The 16,555-nt window shown below is 38.2% G+C and carries 17 protein-coding genes; 7 read left to right on the top strand and 10 right to left on the bottom strand.

Annotation, left to right across the window (positions count from 1 at the left end):
• Nucleotides 1-7: 7 nt before the first annotated feature.
• The 3 genes from PP182_RS05635 (at nucleotide 8) to PP182_RS05625 (ending at nucleotide 3,004) form a co-directional block, all read left to right on the top strand.
• Nucleotides 8-2,080, top strand: a complete 2,073-nt coding sequence (locus tag PP182_RS05635) for a M16 family metallopeptidase (protein ID WP_272650360.1) — start codon at nucleotides 8-10, stop codon at nucleotides 2,078-2,080.
• A gap of 169 nt (nucleotides 2,081-2,249) precedes the next feature.
• Nucleotides 2,250-2,576, top strand: coding sequence for a heavy-metal-associated domain-containing protein (locus PP182_RS05630; RefSeq protein ID WP_272650359.1), 327 nt, complete (start codon nucleotides 2,250-2,252; stop codon nucleotides 2,574-2,576).
• A gap of 5 nt (nucleotides 2,577-2,581) precedes the next feature.
• Complete coding sequence (locus PP182_RS05625) at nucleotides 2,582-3,004, top strand: hypothetical protein (RefSeq protein ID WP_272650358.1); 423 nt, start codon at nucleotides 2,582-2,584, stop codon at nucleotides 3,002-3,004.
• On the opposite strand, the gene PP182_RS05620 is transcribed toward PP182_RS05625, so the two are convergent.
• The 6 genes from PP182_RS05620 to mutY are packed head-to-tail and all read right to left on the bottom strand — an operon-like array spanning nucleotide 2,997 to nucleotide 8,529.
• Nucleotides 2,997-4,136, bottom strand: a complete 1,140-nt coding sequence (locus PP182_RS05620) for an MBL fold metallo-hydrolase (RefSeq protein WP_272650357.1) — start codon at nucleotides 4,134-4,136, stop codon at nucleotides 2,997-2,999. The genes PP182_RS05625 and PP182_RS05620 overlap by 8 nt on opposite strands.
• Nucleotides 4,137-5,084, bottom strand: a complete 948-nt coding sequence (locus PP182_RS05615; RefSeq protein ID WP_272650356.1) for a pyridoxal-phosphate dependent enzyme — start codon at nucleotides 5,082-5,084, stop codon at nucleotides 4,137-4,139.
• A gap of 14 nt (nucleotides 5,085-5,098) precedes the next feature.
• Nucleotides 5,099-5,653, bottom strand: a complete 555-nt coding sequence (gene gldD / locus PP182_RS05610) for a gliding motility lipoprotein GldD (RefSeq protein ID WP_272650355.1) — start codon at nucleotides 5,651-5,653, stop codon at nucleotides 5,099-5,101.
• Nucleotides 5,643-6,971: a gliding motility-associated protein GldE gene (locus PP182_RS05605; protein WP_272650354.1), complete on the bottom strand. Its 1,329-nt coding sequence runs from the start codon at nucleotides 6,969-6,971 to the stop codon at nucleotides 5,643-5,645. Before PP182_RS05605 ends, gldD begins: the two co-directional genes overlap by 11 nt.
• 21 nt (nucleotides 6,972-6,992) lie before the next feature.
• Nucleotides 6,993-7,454 (bottom strand): single-stranded DNA-binding protein, encoded by a 462-nt coding sequence (locus tag PP182_RS05600; protein ID WP_272650353.1) that lies wholly within the window; start codon nucleotides 7,452-7,454, stop codon nucleotides 6,993-6,995.
• 25 nt (nucleotides 7,455-7,479) lie between these two features.
• The gene (gene mutY, locus PP182_RS05595; protein WP_272650352.1) at nucleotides 7,480-8,529 is read right to left on the bottom strand and encodes an A/G-specific adenine glycosylase; all 1,050 of its coding nucleotides are present in this window, start codon (nucleotides 8,527-8,529) and stop codon (nucleotides 7,480-7,482) included.
• Nucleotides 8,530-8,655: 126 nt separating this feature from the next.
• Between mutY and PP182_RS05590 the strand changes: the two genes are divergently transcribed.
• The 4 genes from PP182_RS05590 (at nucleotide 8,656) to PP182_RS05575 (ending at nucleotide 11,952) form a co-directional block, all read left to right on the top strand.
• The gene (locus PP182_RS05590) at nucleotides 8,656-8,946 is read left to right on the top strand and encodes an HU family DNA-binding protein (protein WP_013306152.1); all 291 of its coding nucleotides are present in this window, start codon (nucleotides 8,656-8,658) and stop codon (nucleotides 8,944-8,946) included.
• A gap of 254 nt (nucleotides 8,947-9,200) precedes the next feature.
• A complete protein-coding gene (locus PP182_RS05585; RefSeq protein ID WP_272650351.1) occupies nucleotides 9,201-10,748 on the top strand; it encodes a ribonuclease E/G in 1,548 nt (515 codons plus the stop codon).
• 155 nt (nucleotides 10,749-10,903) lie between these two features.
• Nucleotides 10,904-11,479, top strand: a complete 576-nt coding sequence (locus PP182_RS05580) for a PepSY domain-containing protein (protein ID WP_272650350.1) — start codon at nucleotides 10,904-10,906, stop codon at nucleotides 11,477-11,479.
• Entirely contained in the window at nucleotides 11,479-11,952 is a 474-nt protein-coding gene (locus tag PP182_RS05575) for a regulatory protein RecX (RefSeq protein WP_272650349.1), read from the top strand. The genes PP182_RS05580 and PP182_RS05575 overlap by 1 nt, the downstream gene beginning before the upstream one ends.
• Before the next feature lie 17 nt (nucleotides 11,953-11,969).
• Here the strand turns inward: PP182_RS05575 and PP182_RS05570 are convergent, their stop codons facing one another.
• From PP182_RS05570 to bioA, 4 genes are all read right to left on the bottom strand, one after another.
• Entirely contained in the window at nucleotides 11,970-12,830 is an 861-nt protein-coding gene (locus PP182_RS05570; protein ID WP_272650348.1) for a cupin-like domain-containing protein, read from the bottom strand.
• 77 nt (nucleotides 12,831-12,907) lie between these two features.
• On the bottom strand, nucleotides 12,908-14,002 hold the full coding sequence (bioB, locus tag PP182_RS05565) for a biotin synthase BioB (RefSeq protein ID WP_272650347.1): 1,095 nt from the start codon (nucleotides 14,000-14,002) through the stop codon (nucleotides 12,908-12,910).
• A 65-nt stretch (nucleotides 14,003-14,067) separates the two neighbouring features.
• Nucleotides 14,068-15,252, bottom strand: coding sequence for a beta-ketoacyl synthase N-terminal-like domain-containing protein (locus PP182_RS05560; protein ID WP_272650346.1), 1,185 nt, complete (start codon nucleotides 15,250-15,252; stop codon nucleotides 14,068-14,070).
• A gap of 2 nt (nucleotides 15,253-15,254) precedes the next feature.
• Nucleotides 15,255-16,532 (bottom strand): adenosylmethionine--8-amino-7-oxononanoate transaminase, encoded by a 1,278-nt coding sequence (gene bioA, locus PP182_RS05555; RefSeq protein WP_272650345.1) that lies wholly within the window; start codon nucleotides 16,530-16,532, stop codon nucleotides 15,255-15,257.
• Nucleotides 16,533-16,555: the final 23 nt, after the last annotated feature.

Here is a 16,555-nt window from a genome sequence, read left to right as displayed (position 1 = left end):
AACTGAAATGAAAAAATTATATATACTACTTTTTACCGTCCTATCTACCTTGGCGATACAGGCTCAAGTAGATAGAACCAAAATGCCCGAGCCAGGACCAGCTCCTGAAATCAACCTTGAGGAACCTCAGAGTTTTGACCTTAATAACGGTTTAAAGGTTTTGGTGGTCGAAAACCATAAACTCCCAAGGGTCTCCATTCAATTGACAATTGACAACCCTCCCATCCTAGAAGGCGATAAAGCTGGTGTTTCAAGTTTAACGGGATCTTTGATGGGCAATGGAACAAGGAACATATCCAAGGATGAATTCAACGAAGAAATCGATTTCCTTGGGGCTAGACTTAATTTTGGGTCGCAAAGTGCCTTCGCAAGTTCGCTCTCCAAATATTTTCCTAGAATAATGGAGCTAATGGCCGATGCAGCCATTAACCCAAATTTCACCCAGGAAGAGTTTGAAAAGGAAAAGGAAAAATTGATTACAGGGCTAAAAGCTGAGCAAAAAGATGTTTCTGCCATTAGCGGTAGGGTTCAAAGGGCACTGGCCTACGGCAAAGACCACCCCTATGGTGAATTCACAACCATTGAAACCGTAAACAATGTTAAGCTAGAAGATATAAAAAAATTCTATAGGGAATATTTTGTTCCCGCCAACGCCTATTTGGTCGTAGTAGGTGACGTAAATTTCGATGAGGTAAAAGAATTGACCGAAAAACATTTTACTTCTTGGACCAAAGCTATTCCCCCTTCATATTCCTATAGCAAACCTAAAGATGTCTACAATACGCAGATTAGTTTCGTGGATATGCCCAATGCCGTGCAATCTGAAATAGCGGTACAGAATATCGTCAACCTTAAAATGAAGGATGATGACTATTTGCCTGCATTGGTAGCGAACCAAATTTTAGGTGGTGGTGGAGAAGCCCGACTTTTCCTAAACCTAAGAGAGGATAAAGGGTACACTTATGGTTCTTATTCTGTTATTGGAGACGACAAATACGAACCAACTAGATTTAGGGCAGTGGCAAGTGTACGTAATGCAGTTACCGACAGTTCCGTAGTTGAAATTCTAAAAGAAATTGATAAAATTATTACTGAACCGGTATCCGAAAAGGAATTGGAAAATACAAAGGCTAAATATGCCGGTAGGTTTGTGATGGCTTTGGAACAGCCACAGACCATTGCCAATTACGCATTGAACATTGAAAAGGAAGGGTTGCCAAAAGATTTTTACAAAACCTATCTAGAGAGTTTGGAAAATATCACGGTAGAAGATGTTCAAAATGCAGCAAAAAAATATTTTAGCTCCTCGAATGCACGCGTTGTTGTTGCCGGTAAAGGCAGTGAAGTTTTAGAGAATTTGGAAAACGTCGAGTTTAAAGGGAAAAAGTTACCCGTTCTTTTCTATACCAAAACCGCGGAAAAGACAGAAAAACCAGATTATAATGCAGCTACTCCTGAAGGTCTAACGGCCGAAAAAGTGGTTGAAAAATACATTGAAGCCATTGGTGGTAAGGACAAATTAGAAAGTGTAGATTCTTATTCCATGACCGCCGAAGCTGAAATGCAAGGGATGAAACTGAATCTTGAACTTAAAAAAACGTCCAAGGATCAGTTTATGCAGGATATTACCATGATGGGCAATTCTGTTAGTAAACAAGTCTTGGACGGTGATAAAGGTTATGTAGTAGCGCAGGGTCAACGTAAGGACTTTTCCGATGAGGAAATAACAAAAATAAAGGAGGAGTCTGCCCCTTTCCCTGAACTTAATTATCTGGCCGCAGGAGATATTTCCTTGGAAGGAACCGATATGGTCGGTGAAAAAAAAGCGTACAAAGTGAAAATCACGGATAATAAAACGGCCTTTTATGATGTGGAATCCGGACTTAAACTGCAAGAGGTAAATGTTCTGGAGATGCAAGGACAAACCATGCAACAGACCATGATGCTCGACGATTACAAGGAAGTTTCCGGAATATTGTTCCCTTTTAAATTGACACAGAGTATGGGGCCTCAAAACATTGAGTTCATCTTTTCGGATATAAAAGTAAATGAAGGGGTTTCCCCGGCTGATTTCGAATAGAAAAATTCCATAGTAATCAGAAGGCCCATTTAATTTAAAAGTGGGCCTTTTTTCATTTCAATTTTTTGAAACAAAATCTTATCTGTTTTTTAGGGCAAGTAGTATATTTACGATTCAAAGATTGTGACGCTTGAAAAATCATAGGCGTCTATCAAAATGTGTAAATAACATGAGACTAAGTATTTCAATTGTCATTTTTCTGTTTGTCTCAGCTTTATCCTTTGGACAAAAATTAAGAAATGAAACAAATAAAATAACGACTGCTGTGTTCGAAATCAATGGCATGGCCTGTCAAGAAGGGTGCGCTGATAAAATCAGTTCAAATTTAACAGCCATCGAAGGTGTTTCATCTGCAGTCGTGAGTTATGAAAAGAAAGAGGCCATCATAGAATTTAACCATAACGTTCTATCCATAACCGATTTGAAGTCAGTAATTACCAATACCAAGGTAAAAGATTATATATACACTATTGGAAAAACCACCATTGAACAATAAAGAATATGAAAAATTTTATCCTCTTATCTATTAGCTGCTTTTTAATTTTTATCTCCTGCAAAGAAGAGAAAAAGAAAGAGGGCCCTACACAAATGGAACAGGTAATGGCCATACATGATGAGGTCATGCCTAAAACTGGTGAATTAGGAAAATTAGTAAGCCAATTAAAGCCTATCGCCGATTCATTGGGAACGGAATCTCAAGAGGCAAAGGCGATGAAAGATTTACAGGAAGCTCATAAAGCGATGATGGACTGGATGCAGAATTTTGGAGACCGTTTTGAACCAGAGGAAATTTTGGAAGGTGAGGCCTTGAGTGAAGAAAAGAAAAAATGGTTGGATGAGGAAGAGATGGCAATTAAGGAAGTAAAGGAAAAAATCAATTCAAGTATAAGTAATGCTGAGGCCCTTCTTGGGCCTTCTAATTAACATTCTCCCACCAATCTTCATGGTAAACACTGGTTTCGCCTAAATAAATGAACTCCCCAATTTTTGGTGTAATAATAGGTAGATTCAATTCCCTAGCTTTTTGTGTTACTCGAACAACCGGATCGGTCCAAGAATGCATCGCCAATTTAAAGGCTCCCCAGTGAATGGGCATAATCGTGTTCGCTTTTACATCTAAACCAGCTTGGGCGGTTTCCTCGGGCATCATGTGTATTTCTTTCCATAGCCGATTGTACTGCCCACATTCCATCATGGCAAAATCAAAAGGTCCGTATTTATCCCCTATTTCCTTAAAATGGTTGCCATAACCACTATCACCACTAAAAAATATATTAGTACTATCTATTTGTAGCACCCAACTGCTCCATAAGGTTTTTCCCCTATCCGTTAAACCTCTTCCGGAAAAATGTTGGGCCGGAGTGCACTTAAGGGAAACCCCCTTAAAAAATGTTTCCTCCCACCAATCCATTTCTACAATACTTTTGGTGTCCACACCCCACTCCGTCAAATGTGCACCTACTCCCAAAGGAGTGAAAAACACTTTTACCTTATCCTTTAATTTAATGATAGATCCATAATCCAGATGGTCGTAATGGTCGTGGGACAATATCACCATATCTATCTTGGGCAATTTCTCTATTACTATTGGTAAACTTTCACTAAATCTTTTACCGCCCAACATGGGATGAGGGGCGGGTACTGGACCCAGCATAGGATCTAATAGTATATTCTTACCCATTATTTGAAGAAGGAAAGTGGAATGTCCAAACCAAATGAAGCGCGCCGGACCCTGGTAATTTGCCAATTCAACAGAATCGACTTTTGAAACGGGGATATCCTTTTCCGGTACGGTATTCGGTTTAGGTGAAAAAAACCCACGTATTCCTTTAATATAATCCCCAAAACCCATCGACATCTTTACGCCGCCTATATTTTCAAAGACTCCATCTTTATAGTTTCCGGACTTAGTAAAACGCTCTTTATGCTCCTTTGAGATTGTCCCTCCAAATTCAGGGCTTAAATTGATGAATAATGCTCCAATTACGAACAAAATGAACAGAATAGACAAAATCGAAATCAACATTCTTTTTAATTGTTTTTTAAACCTTTTCATCTAGAAGGGTAAATTGCTCAAATCTACATTACCTCCGGATATAATTATTCCGATTTTCTTGTTATGGTAATTACCCTCATTTTCTGATTCATCCCTAAACAGGGCTGCTAGTGCCACAGCACTGGAGGGTTCTATGATTATTTTCATCCTTTCCCACACCAATCGCATAGCGGAAATGATCTCCTCTTCCGTAACCCGAACAATTTTGGAAACGTTTGACTTAATTATTGGAAAATTCGTATCGCCCAAGGTTGTCCTTAAACCGTCTGCTATTGTATTGGCAGTTTCATTGTTTTCTATTTTACCCGAAAGCAATGACCTATAGGCATCATCTGCTTCAAAAGGCTCACCTCCCAATACCTTACAATTTTGACCATAGTATTTTGCTGATAGTGAAGTACCCGCTATTAGACCACCTCCTCCCACGGGGCAGAAAATAGCATCCAAATCTGGTTGCTTGTCTAAAAGTTCAATGGCTGCGGTTCCCTGTCCTATAATTACATCAATATCATTTGAAGGATGTAAAAAAGTGGCTCCCTTATCACTAGAAATTTGGTCCGCCAATGATTGTCTGGCTTCCACAGTGGGTTCACATTCATAAACAATACCGCCATAAGCCAAAACGCCTTCCTTTTTTACATGGGGTGCTGTTGTGGGCATTACAATATGCGATGTAACCCCCAAGCTCTTGGCAGCTAAAGAAACCGCTTGTGCAAAATTACCGGACGAATGCGTAACTACGCCATTTTTTCTTTGATTCTCAGTAAGCTTCAAAATAGCATTCGTAGCCCCCCTAATTTTATAGGCACCGGCGCGCTGAAAGTTTTCACATTTAAAATATACCTCACATCCAATTTTATCATTGATTAGGGATGAAGTTAAAACAGGTGTTTCGTGAACAAAGGGTGAAATCCTTCCATGACAACTTAGCAGTTCTTCTTTGTACATTTTCTGAAACTATTTTATTTCCATTCCAAGGATTCGATTATCCTCCTAATGTCATTTTGGAGGTAGGCAGCCGCTGGCAAAATGGAGTCGTAATTAGGTTTGGTATAAAAATATACCGAGCCCGTCAGAAAATGCTCGGTACTGTCCGTTACAAAAAATTGTGATTGGGAGGCTGCGTTACCTTGTACTTCAAACAGGGCACCATATACTTCCTTGTTAGGATTTACGTAGGGCTGTTCCACAATATTATCCGCCTTCATAGCGTGCTCGTAACTTAATCTTTTTGCATCCACTATCAGCTTTTCCAGGTTACCCTCGACTTTCTTGTAGCTTAGAAAAATAGCACCCTTCATTTCTGGGTATTCCAAAGAAAAGGCATTCTCAGCATTTAGTTTGGCATTGGCCAATTGATTGTATTGAAATTTAAAGTTATCGGTCTCCAAAGGCAACAAATTTCCGGGAGGATATTCCAGTCTAATTTGGGCCTTTGGTTTTGGGATGGCCTGTTCATCACAAGCAAAAAAAAGACAAAAACATACAACAATCAGAACCGAAATTTTAAACTTCATGAGGTAGCGTTACTTTTATTTGTTTTAGTCTCTTTTTATCGAAACTTTCTACGACAAATTTATAATCTTGAAAGATTACTTCTTCCCCTCGTTTTGGAAAACTTCCAGCCATTTCCAGAACAAAACCGGCTATGGTCTCGGACTCCCCTTTGTTACTCTCAAAAATATCTTCCTCCGTTAGTTTGATGACCCTATAGAAGTCCTTTAACGTTGTCTTACCTTCAAACACGTAGTTATATTCGTCCAACTTGGAAAAAACTAAGTCCTCATCATCAAATTCATCACTTATATCCCCAACAATCTCCTCAATGATATCCTCTAAGGTAACAATTCCTGACGTTCCACCATACTCATCTACCACTACCGCCAGATGATTCTTTTTGGCTTGAAAATCAGCCAATAAATCATCCAATTTCTTATTCTCTGGTACAAAATAAGGCTCACGGATCAGAGTCATCCAATTGAAGGATTTACGTTCTAAATATGGCAACAAGTCCTTTACATATAATACGCCAAGGACATTATCGATATTTTCGGTAAAAACCGGAATTCTGGAGTAACCGTGTTTTTTAATTTCTTCCAGAACTTCCGGAAATTTCATCTGGTCATTAAGTGAAAAAATATCAATCCTGGGTCGCATTACCTGTTTGGTATCGGTATTTCCGAAGGTCACTATTCCTTGTAGGATTTTTTGTTCCTCTTTAGTGGTATCCCCATCCGAGGTCAATTCCAAGGCTTGCGATAAGTGATCAACACTCAGGTTAGATTTTTCCTTTCCCAATTTGTTGTACAAGAAAATTGTACCTGAGCGCATTGGCAAACTCAAGGGAGAAAAAATAAAATCCAAGACCTTTAAAGGGTAGGTCATGAAATTTGAAAAGCTCAATCGGTTTCTGTTCGCGTATACCTTTGGTAAAATTTCGCCAAACATCAATATCAGAAATGTAGCAACCACCACTTCCAGTAAAAACCGTACGGAAACAAGATTGAAGAGGACCATGTTAATTTCTGAAAAAAGAGTATCCCCAATTAAATTGAAAATTAGAACGATTCCTATGTTTATGGCATTATTGGCAATTAATATGGTCGCCAGAAGTTTCTTTGGACGCTCCATTAACTTTATTAGAATACCGCTTCTATCTGTTTTTTGCTCCTTGATTTGGTTTATTTCCGTAACCGATAGTCCGAACACGGCTACCTCCGCACCTGAAATAAGTGCCGAACAGATTAAAAGAACTACCAAAACGGCAATATTTAGTGCAAAAACACCGTCCATCACCATAAAATTAAGAGCTAAGCGTAAAGGGTCAGGATCCAATTAATATTTTTTAGAACTAGTTTAGAATGGTAAATCATCATCCTCCTCTTGACTTAAAGGTGCAGGGGATTTAGGGGGGGTCCTATCCTCATCGGATGTGTTCTGCGGCTGCGATGTCTGTCCAGAATTATTGGACATACTTTCCTGTTTTGTAGTCAAAAAGGTGAAGTCTTGTACATGCACTTCGGTCGTATATCTCGTATTGCCATCCTCGCCCTGCCATTGCCTGTTCTTAAGACGCCCTTCCACATATACCTTATCCCCTTTGCTCAAATACTTTTCACAAATTTCGGCGGCCTTATTTCTTACTACAATGTTATGCCAGTCCGTATTGGTAACACGTTCTCCCGTTTGTTTACTGGTATAGGTTTCATTGGTTGCTAAGGGAAACCTTCCTATGCATCCTCCTCCTTCAAAATAATGCATCTTTACTTCATCTCCCAGATGCCCAATAAGCATCACTTTATTTAATGTCCCGCTCATAATTTTTTTCTAATAATCAAAAGTACTAAAATTTAAATGTTTTCATGAAATCCGCAATTAATACCGGTACGGGATAATTAATTAAATCCAAGGTCTTAATACACTTCTTAAATTTAAAATCTCCTTCTATGATCCAAAATTTGGTATGCAAATGTTGATGCGATAATTTATGTACAATCGGATTTTCATTGTGCAGGGTAATTTCAGAAAGTCCATCTAATTTGAATTTTTTGAGAACTACTTTTTCAACTTCGATTGCGTCAATCTCTTTTTCACTTTCCCATAAAGGGAATTCCCATAAGTTTTGCCAAATTCCCTTTCCTTTTCGCTGTCTTAATTGAGTGAACTTATCATTCTCAAGATTCCTCGTTATCGGAACCAAATAATTAAAATACCTAGTTCTAACTTTTGTCTTTCCAACCTTAACGGGTAAGGTTTTAATCTTGTCCTTTTCCAAGGCCACACAACTATTGCTCAACGGGCATTTTTCGCAATTAGGGTTTTTGGGTGTACACTGTATTGCCCCGAATTCCATAATGCCCTGATTATAATCGCTTGTATTATTTGAATGCAATACTTCTTGGGCCAAATTTTTAAAATATTTTATTCCCTTGGTTGTATTAATGGGAATATCAATTCCAAAATAACGCGATAGTACCCTATAGACATTTCCATCTACTACAGCTTGGCGTTCATTAAAACATATAGAAGAAATTGCGCTTGCCGTATAATCTCCAACTCCCTTTAATTTTAATAGTTCCTTATAAGTGCCTGGAAAGATTCCATCATTTTCATTGACTACCATTTTGGCGGCAGTATGCAAGTTACGGGCTCTGGAATAATAACCAAGCCCCTGCCATAGTTTCAAAATTTGCTCCTCCTTGGCATTGGCCAAATCATTTATAGTAGGGAAAGCCTCTATGAATTTAAAATAGTATGGTGTTCCTTGGGCAACACGCGTCTGTTGTAATATTATTTCGGACAACCAAATTTTATAAGGGTCCCTAATACCTCTCCATGGTAAATCCCGCTTATTTTCTTGGTACCACTTTAAAATTTTATCCGAAAAAGACATCAACAAAAATAATAAGCGACAAAAGTATAAGTTTAAATACTTAAAATTAGATCTTTAGAAAGAAAGATTGAATTTAATTTATATATTTGCAACCCGAAAAAAATACAGAAAATCTAATATTGTAAGATGACGAAAGCGGAAATTGTATCTAAGATCTCAGATAAACTGGGAATTGAAAAAGGAGATGTACAAGCAACAGTTGAATCCTTTATGGAAGAAGTAAAGACTTCTTTAGAGAGTGGTGATAATGTTTACCTAAGAGGTTTTGGAAGTTTTATTATCAAAACCAGGGCAGAGAAAACCGGAAGGAATATCTCTAAGAATACAACCATTAAAATCCCCGCCCACAACATTCCTGCATTTAAACCAGCCAAGGTTTTTGTAGAAGGTGTTAAAAGTAACGTACAAGTAAAATAATAATCTAAAAGAAGAACTTTATGCCGAGCGGTAAGAAAAGAAAAAGACATAAGGTAGCTACTCACAAGCGTAAGAAGCGAAGAAGAGCTAACCGACACAAGAAAAAGTAGTTTTACAACTACTTTTTCGTTTTATACCTACGTTCATTGACATAGAGATTCCTATGAGTATCTCGGCAGATTTTTAAAAATCTGTTTACAGCATTGTTTAATCAATCTATCCTCAAATTTTAGGATAGATACAAATACATTCAGGTGAATAGAGAATTAATCGTAAGATCTAGTTCCGATGCCGTTGACTTTGCTTTGTTAAAGGACGGAAAACTCACTGAACTGCATAAAGAGGAAGACAACAATAACTTTTCTGTTGGCGATATATTTTTAGCCAAAATACGTAAGCCTGTAACAGGTTTAAATGCGGCTTTTGTAAATGTAGGGTATGAAAAAGATGCTTTCTTGCATTATCATGACCTAGGCCCTCAGTTATCCTCTATGTTAAAGTTCATTAAACAAGTGAGCTCAGGAAAATTAAAGGATTTTTCCTTGAAAAACTTTCCGTTTGAAAAAGATATTGATAAAAATGGTGTAATAACCGATGTTATTAAAGCCAATCAATCACTTTTAGTGCAAATTGTAAAAGAACCGATTTCCACCAAGGGACCCAGAATAAGTTCTGAGCTATCCATTGCAGGACGCTATTTGGTCATGGTGCCTTTTTCCGATCGAGTTTCCGTATCACAAAAGATAGGAAGCAAAGAAGAGAAGGATAGGTTAAAAAGACTCGTAAAGAGCATAAAACCAAAAGGATTTGGAGTCATCATCAGAACAGTTGCAGAGGGTAAAAAAGTCGCAGAACTGGATAAAGATCTAGAAAACTTGCTGAACAAATGGTCAGCAATGTGTAAAAAATTATATCGGGCGCAAACGCCTTCAAAAGTATTAGTGGAGCTTAATAGAGCTTCCTCTATACTTAGAGATGTTTTTAATGATAGTTTTACCGGAATTCATGTTGATGACGACAACTTATATAGAGAGATTAAGGACTACGTTTCCGAGATAGCTCCAGAAAAGGAATCTATTGTAAAACATTACACGAATACTGTTCCCATCTTCGAAAAGTTTGGAATAGACAGACAAATTAAAACTTCTTTTGGTCGTACAGCGACCATGAGCAAAGGAGCTTACCTTATTATAGAACATACCGAAGCGTTGCACGTTGTAGATGTCAACAGTGGTAACCGTTCCAATAAGGCAAAGAACCAAGAAGATACAGCTTTGGAAGTTAATTTGTTGGCCGCCTCCGAAATTGCTAGACAACTTCGTCTAAGGGATATGGGAGGAATTATTGTGGTGGATTTTATAGATATGGTAAAGTCTCAACATAGAAAAAAACTTTTTGATCATCTTAGGGATGAGATGAAAGATGACCGGGCAAAACATAAAATTTTACCTCCTAGTAAGTTTGGGTTAATACAGATTACAAGACAACGTGTTAGACCCGAAATGAATATCAAAACTACCGAAGAGAATCCGAACAAGAACGGACAGGAGATTGAAGCTCCAATTGTTTTGATAAACAAAATAAATGTAGACTTAGAACGACTATTGAAAGGACCTGCTAAAGATAATAGCATAACATTGAACATACATCCTTTCATTGCTGCCTACATTACCAGAGGATTCCCATCTATCCGAACCAAGTGGTTCTTGGAACATAAAAGATGGATAAAAATTCAACCAAGGGATGCGTATACGTATCTTGAATACCGTTTTAAGAATAAAGACGGTAAAACAATATATTAACCATCAAAAGCGACTTCCAAAAGAGGTCGCTTTTTTTGTTTATGAAAACCTCAAATGATAAAACCGGAATTGATTATCTTAAAATATTTCAAACATTTTCTACAACAATTTTTCTTCCCTTACCTTTAACATTTTTAGCAATTGAATCCCTTTTAATGGCACAAAATAATAGACGACAACAACAAGCAAAAATTTTACGGATTTTTCGAAAGTTACATCGAACGACAGGGGCTTTACTATTTTTCTTTTTTCTTTTTGTTTCTATAACAGGGCTTCTTTTAGGTTGGAAAAAGAATAGTAATGGAGTGATTTTAGCGGATACGGAGCAAGGCACTTCAGCGGAATTGGCAGAATGGCTTCCATTGGAAAAACTAAAAACCAACGCCCAAATCATATTTAGGGACTCGATTTCCAATCAATTATCTCCCGATATTGACAGAATTGACGTTAGGCCGGACAAAGGTGTCGTAAAGTTTAGTTTCAAAAATAATTATTATGGAATTCAATTAGACGGAGCCACGGGAACTATTTTAAAAATCGAACAAAGAAGATCTGATTTTATAGAACAAGTGCATGACGGTTCTATCTTGGACCAATATCTTGGTACTACCGACGGGCAAATAAAATTATTCTACACCACGGTAATGGGTCTGGCCCTATTACTATTTACAGTAACGGGCTTTTGGCTTTGGTATGGTCCAAAGAGGATGAAAAGGATGTCTAAAAGTTAATGAATCACAAAGAAAATTATACGGTTGATGAGGCCACCAGAAAGCTGGAGGGCTACTGTGCTTACCAAGATCGTTGCCATAAGGAAGTTGTGCGAAAATTAAAGGAAATGGGGATGATTTCTATTGCAATTGACACCATTGTATCCCATTTGATCAATGAAAATTATCTCAACGAAGAGCGCTTCGCCAAAAGTTTTGCTAGAGGTAAATTCAAGATAAAAAAATGGGGAAAAAATAGAATTGTAAATGAATTAAAATTCCGTGATATTTCAAGATACAATATCCAAACGGCCCTTAAGGAAATAGATGGTCCAGAATATTTTACCACGTTGGACAATTTGGCCAAAAAAAGATTGGCTCAAATCAATGAACGGAACATTCAAAAAAGAAAAAGAAAACTTGCGGACTACCTATTATACCGAGGTTGGGAAAGTCATTTGGTGTATGAAAAAACAAACGAACTTATTTCCTAATTACCGAATACAAGCTGTTAGCCCGTTTTAAGAAGGTTCGTTCTGGTAATCGCCTTTTCATTCTTTTCATCAATCCACTTTTGCCCTTTAATTCTTCGCATTAGAACGTCAAAATGCCGCATAAAAAGAACATTGTATAATGCCTTGGCTAAGTTTTTTGGGTTCCGAGCAATGGCCCTTAGGCTCATTGAAAAACCAGGAGTAATATATTTCATATAATGCCAATATCCTTCTGGCATATACAAAACTTCCCCGTGCTTAAGCCTTGTCTTATAGCCGCTTGCCTGTTTCAGTACTGGCCATTTTTTTAAGTCTGGATTTGAAAAATCTATACTTTCATGGGTTATTAATGAATGTGGAACCTTATATAAGTATTTGGTTTGCGATTGCGGGAAAAGAATACATTCCTTCTCTCCCTCAAAATGAAAGTGGAAGATATTACCAAAATCAATATCATAATGCATAAAAGTGTGGGAGTCTTCCCCGCCAAAGAACAGCATGGGAAGCTTTTTCATAAGTTTGATTCCAAAATCGGGATAAGAAAAGTCTTTTTGCAGTTCAGGTACTTCCTTTAAGATGTTCCAAAGAAAAATCCGGTATTTAGTAGGTCGGGTTTTTAACAGTTCTACATATTCGGCCATCTTCATTTTGGCATGTGGTTCATTGAAACCATCTTCATGCTGAACGGGTCTATCATCATAAAGTGGCACAACTTTATCTCCAGCTACCCCTTTCATGTAATCCAAATTCCACTTCCTAGAAGCTGGCCAATCCTCAATTGCCTTTTTTATGACAACAGGCTTTTGAGGCTTGAAATAATCCCTGATAAATTCGTCCTTGGTTATAGATTCTATCTTTGGAATTTCTGTTAACTTCAATACTACTTGGGTTTTTTAGAGCCTCAAATTTAGTTAACGTATCTAAAACAGTTTATAAAAATTTTGAAAATGTAGGACTAGTCCGTCAATTTCGCCTTTTTCTTGGCCTGTTCATTGCGTTCAATACTATGTCCAGGCCTGGACCATTTTGGTTTTTCATTTAGGCCCTTGTATTGAGAGTCTGATGCCTCTACCGTTTTTGGTTGGGAAATCTTGGTAAAGGCCTTTTGTGGGTTTAACCCCAAAAGTTTAAACATTTCCATATCCTGGTTAACATCAGGGTTTGGTGTGGTTAATAATTTATCTCCGGCAAAAATAGAGTTGGCCCCCGCAAAGAAGCACATTGCCTGCCCTTCCCTGCTCATTTCTGTTCGACCCGCAGAAAGGCGGACTTGAGTTTCGGGCATTACAATCCTTGTCGTTGCTACCATTCTTATCATATCCCAAATAGGAATTGGTTCAATATCCTCCATAGGTGTACCTTCTACAGCTACCAATGCATTAATGGGCACGGATTCCGGTTGAGGGTTTAATGAAGCCAGAGCAACCAACATGCCCGCTCTGTCCTCTAGTTTCTCCCCCATGCCTATGATTCCACCACTGCAAACGGTTACATTACTTTTACGAACGTTATCAATTGTTTCCAAACGATCTTCAAAAGCACGTGTAGAAATTATATCTTTATAATAATCCTCTGAAGTATCCAAATTGTGATTATAAGCATATAATCCAGCTTCCGCTAAACGCTTTGCTTGATTCTCGGTAAGCATCCCCAAGGTGCAACAAACTTCCATATCGAGTTTATTAATGGTTCTTACCATTTCTAAAACCTCGTCAAACTCTGGACCATCCTTTACATTTCTCCATGCCGCGCCCATACATACACGAGAGCTACCCGAAGCTTTGGCCCGTAATGCCTGGGCCTTTACCTGTGAAACCGTCATTAAATCGTTCCCTACAATATCTGTGTGATATCTGGCAGCTTGTGGACAGTAACCACAATCCTCGGGACAACCACCCGTTTTTATGGAAAGTAGAGTGGATACCTGAACAACATTGGGGTCATGATTCTTTCTGTGAATAGTAGCTGCATCATATAACAGCTCCATTAGAGGTTTGTTGTAAATTTCCAGAATTTCCTCCTTGGCCCAATCATGTCTTGCTTCGCTCATAAATTCAATGATGTTAGTAGTTATCAAAAATAGCAGAATTAGGTCAGATATGATAATCTGATATTCTAAACTTTAGAAAGTAGTATACTCACGGCATTACCTCCAAAACCTACGGCATTGACCAAGATGCTGTTAATATCCTTTGGGTCCTTTCCATTTTCAATATACGGTACACTAATAGTTTTTTGATATTGCAACATGAGCACGGCCAATTCAATACTCAACATACCTGATGCTCCAAAAGTATGTCCTGTCTTCCACTTATTAGTGGTTAAAAAAGGTATCTTTTCACCAAAAACCTTTTTAATAGCATTATTTTCCGATTGGTCACCTTTTATAGTTCCTGGGGCATGCATCACAATTATATCAACATCCGCTTTAGGAATGCCCTTTAATGCCATTTCCATTGATTTTTGAAAACATTTTGCATCTGAAGAAATGGATACGTTATGATTTAAGGTTTCTGTGGCATAACCAATGCCTTTGATAACTGCCAGAGAATTTTTTGAAACACCTTTTTCCAAACATGCCATGGAAGCCCCCTCCCCCAAAACCATCGTATTTTCTTTTTTATCCAAATCCATGGCCCTGCATGGGTAGCTGTGACCGTCACCCGCTATCTTATTGGAGTAAATTTTTAGCGCCTTCATCTGAGCAATGGTAAATGAAGTCAACGGTGCCTCGCTACCACCCACCAAAAATCTATCAGCCATCCCGCTCATGAGCCAGGCAAAACCATTTAACAGTGCGTGCAAAGCCGTTGAACAGGTGATGGAATGTGAAAATTCGGGCCCTATCGTTCCTAAATCGTGCGCTACCCAAGACGAAATATTGCCTAATGTAGTTGTTGGAGAAGTCAAGGAGGAGGTTCTACCTTTTTTCAAATAATCTTTGTGGAAGTTTTCAAACAAACCCGTAGCACCTCTTGAAGACCCAATATTTATTCCAAAATTATTTTCGCCTTCATATGTTTTATCCCATCCTGCCGATTTAATAGCATTTCTGGACACAAGCAAAGCATACAATACACTATTATCCAGGTTTTTATATTTGGAATTGGATTGACCTAACTTCTCGATACTTTCCATCGTGCTTTCATTTAGCCTACCTATCCAAGTTGATTTACCATCGAAATTTTCCTGTGTAAGATAATGATAGTCATTCCCATAACTTTCCCAGGCATCCTCTAAATTTTCTCCTAATGGGGATATAGATGAAATTGCAGTAATCGTGATTTTATCCGTGGCCATTTTTACTTTAAACTTAGCAACAGTTGGTTAATAGCGTCATATATACTATGTAGCTGCTCGTCTGTTATGATATATGGAGGTAGAACATATATTGTATTTCCCAAAGGTCTTAACAGGATACCCCTTTCCATAAAAAATTGATATAATTCATCCCTCAAATTACCATATCGTTCTGTATTCAAGTTCAAATCAATAGCAAGAATCACGCCTATGGAACGTACATTCTTAATTTTCGGGTGACCTTGAACGGATAGAACAAAGGAGGTATGGGATGCTTCAATATAGTTTCTACGCTCCTTGATTTCTTTCGATTTCAATAATTCCAGTCCTGCCAAGGCAGCCGCACAGCCCAGGGGATGTGCACTGTAGGTGTGTGCATGGAAAAATCCTTTAGAAACCTCCTCACTGAGAAAAGAATCGAAAATTTTTTTTGTACAACTCGTAATACTGAGGGGAAACATACCTGCGGTCAACGCCTTGCTTAGACACAAAATGTCAGGTTTATTTACTAAATATTCTGAAGCAAAGTTCTTTCCCGTTTTTCCGAAACCCGTCATTACTTCATCCGAAATACACAAAATGTTGTTCTCTTGACATTTTTTTATTAGCTTATCCAGTCCTTCTGCAGAATGAAACTTCATACCTGCCGCTCCTTGCACTAAGGGCTCAAACACAAAAGCAGCACAACTGTTCTTCGAAATAATCAGGTCTAATTGAGACAGAATTTCATGGATATTATCACCCGAAGGAACAGGAATACGTTCGACCTTTAATAGGAAATCTTCAAACGGACCATTATAGGAAGAAAGACCAGATGCGCTCATAGCACCGAACGTATCACCGTGAAACCCATTTTCCAAGGCAATAAGGGTATCTCTTTTATCCTCTATGTTGTGATGGTACTGAATTGCTATTTTTATTGCGGCTTCGACAGCAGTGGAGCCATTGTCGTTAAAAAAAATCTTGGATTGATTTTCCGGCAGAATAGCCATTAATTCTTCCGATAAACGAACTGCCGGAGGATGCGTAAAGCCACTGAACATTACAAAATCCAATTCTTTCATTTGTTCGGTTATGGCTTGCGATATAGCCTGGTTCCCATGACCGTACATGGCCGTATACCAAGAGGCAATGGCGTCTATATAACAATTCCCTTCTTCATCCCAAAACAAGGCACCTTCTGCTTTGACTATACCAATAGGTGGAGCTGCGGTTTTGTGTTGGGTCAAAGGATGCCAAAGATATTTTTTATCCCGTTCCGATAGATTTTTCCCTTTCATAGAATTCCGTAATCCTCAATTTC

Source organism: Maribacter sp. PR1 (assembly GCF_028464145.1).
Classification (GTDB): Bacteria; Bacteroidota; Bacteroidia; order Flavobacteriales; family Flavobacteriaceae; genus Maribacter.
The sequence above is the reverse complement of the archived record's forward strand: the minus strand, read 5'-3'. Positions and strand labels throughout refer to the sequence as shown.

Bases quoted from the DNA above. Each gene is read 5' to 3' on its own strand.
- PP182_RS05635 (WP_272650360.1), top strand. From the start codon at position 8: ATGAAAAAATTATATATACTACTTTTTACCGTCCTATCTACCTTGGCG.
- PP182_RS05630 (WP_272650359.1), top strand. From the start codon at position 2,250: ATGAGACTAAGTATTTCAATTGTCATTTTTCTGTTTGTCTCAGCTTTA.
- PP182_RS05625 (WP_272650358.1), top strand. From the start codon at position 2,582: ATGAAAAATTTTATCCTCTTATCTATTAGCTGCTTTTTAATTTTTATC.
- PP182_RS05620 (WP_272650357.1), bottom strand. From the start codon at position 4,136: ATGAAAAGGTTTAAAAAACAATTAAAAAGAATGTTGATTTCGATTTTG.
- PP182_RS05615 (WP_272650356.1), bottom strand. From the start codon at position 5,084: ATGTACAAAGAAGAACTGCTAAGTTGTCATGGAAGGATTTCACCCTTT.
- gldD (WP_272650355.1), bottom strand. From the start codon at position 5,653: ATGAAGTTTAAAATTTCGGTTCTGATTGTTGTATGTTTTTGTCTTTTT.
- PP182_RS05600 (WP_272650353.1), bottom strand. From the start codon at position 7,454: ATGAGCGGGACATTAAATAAAGTGATGCTTATTGGGCATCTGGGAGAT.
- mutY (WP_272650352.1), bottom strand. From the start codon at position 8,529: ATGTCTTTTTCGGATAAAATTTTAAAGTGGTACCAAGAAAATAAGCGG.
- PP182_RS05590 (WP_013306152.1), top strand. From the start codon at position 8,656: ATGACGAAAGCGGAAATTGTATCTAAGATCTCAGATAAACTGGGAATT.
- PP182_RS05580 (WP_272650350.1), top strand. From the start codon at position 10,904: ATGGCACAAAATAATAGACGACAACAACAAGCAAAAATTTTACGGATT.
- PP182_RS05575 (WP_272650349.1), top strand. From the start codon at position 11,479: ATGAATCACAAAGAAAATTATACGGTTGATGAGGCCACCAGAAAGCTG.
- bioB (WP_272650347.1), bottom strand. From the start codon at position 14,002: ATGAGCGAAGCAAGACATGATTGGGCCAAGGAGGAAATTCTGGAAATT.
- PP182_RS05560 (WP_272650346.1), bottom strand. From the start codon at position 15,252: ATGGCCACGGATAAAATCACGATTACTGCAATTTCATCTATATCCCCA.
- bioA (WP_272650345.1), bottom strand. From the start codon at position 16,532: ATGAAAGGGAAAAATCTATCGGAACGGGATAAAAAATATCTTTGGCAT.